The organism is Pantoea sp. CTOTU49201, from assembly GCF_032054795.1.
Lineage (GTDB): Bacteria > Pseudomonadota > Gammaproteobacteria > Enterobacterales > Enterobacteriaceae > Pantoea > Pantoea symbiotica.
Map to the genome: position 1 here is coordinate 1 of NZ_DAMBSA010000349.1, position 5044 is coordinate 5044.

Annotated in this window: 5 protein-coding genes; 3 read left to right on the forward strand and 2 right to left on the reverse strand. The window is 50.6% G+C overall.

Annotated elements, in window-relative coordinates; genetic code table 11:
- Nucleotides 1-140 precede the first annotated feature (140 nt).
- Both RTY00_RS19640 and eptA read right to left on the reverse strand, forming a co-directional pair.
- Nucleotides 141-614, reverse strand: coding sequence for a winged helix-turn-helix domain-containing protein (locus RTY00_RS19640; protein ID WP_312665657.1), 474 nt, complete (start codon nt 612-614; stop codon nt 141-143).
- On the reverse strand, nt 614-2254 hold the full coding sequence (gene eptA, locus RTY00_RS19645) for a phosphoethanolamine transferase EptA (RefSeq protein WP_312665659.1): 1641 nt from the start codon (nt 2252-2254) through the stop codon (nt 614-616). Before eptA ends, RTY00_RS19640 begins: the two co-directional genes overlap by 1 nt.
- 283 nt (nt 2255-2537) lie before the next feature.
- Between eptA and RTY00_RS19650 the strand changes: the two genes are divergently transcribed.
- From RTY00_RS19650 to RTY00_RS19660, 3 genes are all read left to right on the forward strand, one after another.
- On the forward strand, nt 2538-3305 hold the full coding sequence (locus RTY00_RS19650; RefSeq protein WP_312665661.1) for a hypothetical protein: 768 nt from the start codon (nt 2538-2540) through the stop codon (nt 3303-3305).
- A complete protein-coding gene (locus RTY00_RS19655; RefSeq protein WP_154156803.1) occupies nt 3302-3970 on the forward strand; it encodes a response regulator transcription factor in 669 nt (222 codons plus the stop codon). The genes RTY00_RS19650 and RTY00_RS19655 overlap by 4 nt, the downstream gene beginning before the upstream one ends.
- Nucleotides 3946-5044: histidine kinase dimerization/phospho-acceptor domain-containing protein (locus RTY00_RS19660; RefSeq protein ID WP_312665665.1), on the forward strand; the 1099-nt coding region annotated here is incomplete at its 3' end. The genes RTY00_RS19655 and RTY00_RS19660, both read left to right, overlap by 25 nt.

Consider the following 5044-nt stretch of genomic DNA (forward strand, 5'->3'; position numbering starts at 1 on the left):
ATTCCTCCCTGGAATACGATCTGGATGGGATGTCAGTATTACTTAAGTTTTTCTAATTAACAAACCTTGAGGAATATTTTCTCGCGCTTAGCAAAATATCCATAATTTGTTTGGTTAATTTGTGCAGTGATACTTACTTGTTACTTTCCCGGCACAATAAAACGGTAACCTACGCCACGCAGCGTTTTAATATACGCCTTGCCGATTTTCTCGCGCAGATTATGAATATGCACTTCTAAGGTATTGGTGGCCGGTTCTGTTGCCCATTGATAAATATCTTTTAGCAAGGTCTCACGCTGAACCGCTTCGCCTTTCGCCAACATTAAACGCGATAAAATCACGAATTCTTTAGGCGTCAAGTCCAGCGGTTTACCAGCGTGCCAAACCATTTTTCTGGAGAGTTGCAGGGTAAATTCGCCGATCTCCACGCAGTCTGTTTCAACCTTCTGCTGCGCGTTAAATAGCGCGTGTACCCGCGCAAGCATCTCTTCTAATGAACCGGCTTCGATATGCTGGGCGGTGGAATCACCGTCACCGTCACAGCCGTTGCGTTGCAGCACAACTTGCAGCTCTTGCATTAGCTGCTCATCGGCTGCAACGATCATCCATTTCATCAATGCGCAGCCCGGCAGGCGCTGAGAATATCGTCCGCAGGCTGATATTCAGTGGTTTGAATCCCCGTTAACCCCAGCATGGTGGAGAACAGATTGTCCTGCGAATAACCCTGGTGCGCCGCTTGTTTATCAAGACAGCTTTTACTCACGCCATAGCGCCGTTGATAATCCGGTGATAACCAAATCAGCATTGGCACATGTTTCTGCACATCCGGCGCAATCGCATACGGCATACCGTGCAGATAAGCACCATTTTCGCCTAACGACTCACCGTGATCCGATAAATAAACCAGGCTGGTGGTGTATTCATCCTGATGCGCTTTCAACACATTAATCGCTTTATCTACGATGTAATCGATATACAGAATGGTGTTGTCGTAAGTATTGACCAGCTGTTCTTGCGAACAATCCTGAATTTGGCTGGTATCGCACGTTGGGGTGAATTTTTTAAACTGCGCAGGATAACGGTTGTAATAAGTTGGGCCGTGGCTACCAATGGTGTGCAACACGATAACACCATTACCTTTCAGGTTTTTAATGTAGTCCTCAATACCGTGGAATAATACGTCGTCATAACACTCTCCGTCATGGCACATATCCGGCAGATTCAGACTGCTCATATCCTGATGCGGGACGCGATCGCAGGCACCTTTACAGCCGCCATCATTGTCATTCCAGAGAACCTGCACACCGGCACGCTGAATAATATCGAGCATCCCTTCCTGATGGCTGGCAAGCTGATCGTCATAATGCGCACGTGGCATATTCGAGAACATACAAGGTAATGAGACCGCCGTAGCTGTGCCGCAAGACTGCGTATTCGGGAAATAGGTGACATCATCTTTCGCCAGCAACGGTGTGTTTTCGCGTCCATAACCATTCAACTGGAAATTCACCGCACGCGTGGTTTCACCCACCACCAAAATGGTCAGGTTACGCTTTGGACCCGCCAGCATCTCCGGCTTCTGTTTAGCATCTAAACCAATTTGCACCAGCGGTAAATTGGCGGTGCGGCTGTGGTTATACCAGGAAAGTGTTGCCACGATCGAGTTTGAAGGGCTGAGCGATTTAATCAGCTCTTTTTGGTTACGAAACAGCGAGGCGTAATCTTTATAAAAAAACGTCGCGACTAAGGCGATGCAGATTACCGATGCGACAATTGAAGCCGCGCGTTTGGCGATGCTTTTCCAGATAGGTTTGCTGCTCTTAACGCGAATCCAGAAAACTAACAGGGCAGCCAGCAGCCCGCTACAACCCAGCGTAATAATCAACTTGGGTGATAATAGAGCAAAGGATTCAGACGGCGTGGTATCGATAATATTCACGATCATCGAGCGATCGATAACAATACCAAAGGTCCAGATAAAATATTGCGCAGCGGCGGAAACTAAAATTAAGAGCGCAAGAATAACGCGGTCGAGCCACAAAAAGGAGGCGAAGGTGGCAATAATATTGATTACGCTAAATGCTACTAACGGCATTGAAGCGAATACCAAAATGGTGCGCACGCTATCGAGCGGCATGGCAGCAAGCACTTGTCGATAAAACGCTATGTTCAAAAAGACCGCGATATAAATAGAAACAAGCGAAATAAAAGAGAGCCGACTCAACGTCGGTCTTTTGCGTAGCGAAAACGTCATTGTTCAATCCATGTGTGTGAAGATGGCGAAAGCTTAAGAAACTAAGGTTAAGTGAACCTTAAGCATTATCACAAATCCGTCATAAACCAATAAAATAATGATTTTTATGGTTATTTTATACTCAGTTTTTGCCTGGTAACGAAGTGCTGACAGCGTTTAACGGCGTGAAGCTTAAAATCAGAATAAAAATCAGGCAGCAGAAAATTAATTCTTTGGGCATTTTAAGGGAGTTTTAAGTTTACCTCGGCATTGTGTGGTTAACACGCTGACGGGGAATGCCCACATGACCGATAATTTGACCGACCTGAAAACCAAAGTGCCGCAGGCGACGTTGCTGTTCTGGGCGTTAAAAATGATGTCTACCACAGTAGGTGAAACCGGTGCTGACTGGATCAATTTTGGTCTCGGTTTTGGCCTGGTACATACCTCAATCATTTCCGCCGGATTGTTTGTCGTCGCGCTTATTTTTCAGCTTAGATCACCACGTTATATTCCGTGTCTTTACTGGCTCACCGTTTTATTAGTCAGCATTACCGGGACCTTAATCACCGATTATTTAACCGACCAAATGCAAGTGCCGCTACTTTACTCCGTGGCGATGTTTGGCTCCGCGCTGTTAATGGTGTTGATGTTCTGGCATCGCTCGGAAGGCACGCTGGAGTTCGCTGCGATTAATACCACCAGCCGTGAACTCTATTACTGGCTCGCCATCATGATCACCTTTGCCTTTGGTACGGCGTTGGGTGATGCCCTGGCGGAGCGACTTGGCCTCGGTTATCTCTCCACCACCATGCTGTTCGCCGTACTGATCGCTATCACCGGCTTCATGTGGCGCATTCGGGCAATCAGCGCGGTGGCCTGTTTCTGGTGCGTATATGTGCTGACCAGGCCGCTTGGCGCCGCGCTGGCCGATCTCTTCTCACAACCGATTAAGCAGGGAGGTCTCGGCTACGGTACCACGCCGGTTAACCTCATCTTCCTGATTGCGATGGTGGCATTAATTGTGGTTTCGGGTGTGTTTTCACGCTCCTCACCTCAGGATCAACCATGAGAGTGCTGCTGGTTGAAGATGACCAGATGATCGGTTGTGCCGTGCAAGCCGCGCTCAAGGATGCTTCTTACGCCGCCGATTGGGTGCGTGATGGCGAACAAGCGTTACTAAGCCTGAGAACCCATGACTACGATCTGGTGCTGCTTGACCTCGGGTTACCGGCTAAAAATGGCTTTGAGGTGCTTGATGAAGTGCGGCGCTCGGGCAATCAGGTGCCGCTGGTGGTGGTGACGGCGCGTGATGCGCTAGAAGATCGTCTGCACGGCCTTGATGCCGGAGCCGATGATTATTTACTGAAGCCCTTTGAGATGAGCGAACTGCTGGCGCGCGCCAGAGCGGTGATGCGCCGTAAAGCGGGCCATGCAACATCGCTATTAAGCAATGGCGAGCTGATGCTCAATCCTGCCACGCACGAAGTGCAGCATCGCGATCGCGAGGAAAAATTCACCCTTTCCAGCCGCGAGTATGCGTTGTTGCAGGCTTTGCTGATGCAGCCGGGGCAGATTTTCTCCCGCAGCGAGTTGGAGGAGAAGATCTACGGCTGGGGCGAGGAGATTGAGAGCAACGCGGTGGAGTATTTCATCCATGCGCTACGTAAAAAATTGGGCAGCGACGCCATCAAAAACATTCGGGGCGTGGGATGGAAAGTCTCAAAAAAAGACTAAGCGACTCCGCGCAATTCCGGCTGTCATTTGTTCTGTGCATGGCGGTGGTCGGCATTGCGTTGCTGTGCGGTGTGCTCGGTTTTCTCTCGGCATGGGATGAAGCGCACGAACTGCAGGATTCATCGCTGCAGCAGATTGCCAGCCTGGCAAAAGATGATCTGCTCGCGCCGCGCAACAGCAATTTCATTAGCCCGCCGTTACAGGATGAAGAGGCATCACGAATTATCGTGCACTTCATCTTTCCCGTGGCACAAGGGATGGAACCAGCATCGCCAGACGCTTTTTCCTCGCTTGCCTCGCTGCCGGCCGGGTTTTACACCACGCGCATCAACCGGCACGTCTATCGCGTGTTAATTGAGGAGTTGCATGATGGCCTGCGCGTCGCCGTCGCACAGCGAGCTTCGGTGCGACAGAGCGTGGCGCTGTCATCCGCGCTGCGCACGCTGGTGCCGTTCTGCATTCTGTTTCCGGTTTTGCTCTATCTGGTGGCCGATTTGGTGAGGAAGATTTTTCGCCCAATACGCAAGCTGGCGGATGCCGTCGATGCGCAACGCGATGGCCTGAGCATGGCATTAAGCAGTGAATTTATTCCGCGTGAGATCACGCCGTTTATCACCGCCATCAATCAGTTGTTGCAACGATCGGCGGAATCGGTTGAACGGCAGCGGCGGTTTGTGGCGGATGCGGCGCATGAACTGCGTTCGCCGCTGACCGCCTTAATGTTGCAGGCCGAAAGGCTGGATGCCAGCGATCTTTCAACGGAGAGCCGCGCCCGGCTAATGCAATTACGTGCTGGTATGAAACGCACCAGCACCCTGGTTGAGCAGTTGCTGAGCCTGAGCCGGGCGCAAAATGGCGAAATGGGCAATCTGCCGCCGGTTGAATCCATCGCGGTGTTCACGGTGGTTAAGCAGGTGGTTTCCGATTTGCTGCCGCTGGCGGAGCAGAAATTCATCGATATTGGCGTGGTGGGTAATAGCGAGGCGTCAATTATTGCCCGGCCATCGGAACTCTACACGCTATTACGCAATATAGTGCATAACGCCATCCAATATACGCCGTTAGCAGGGAAGG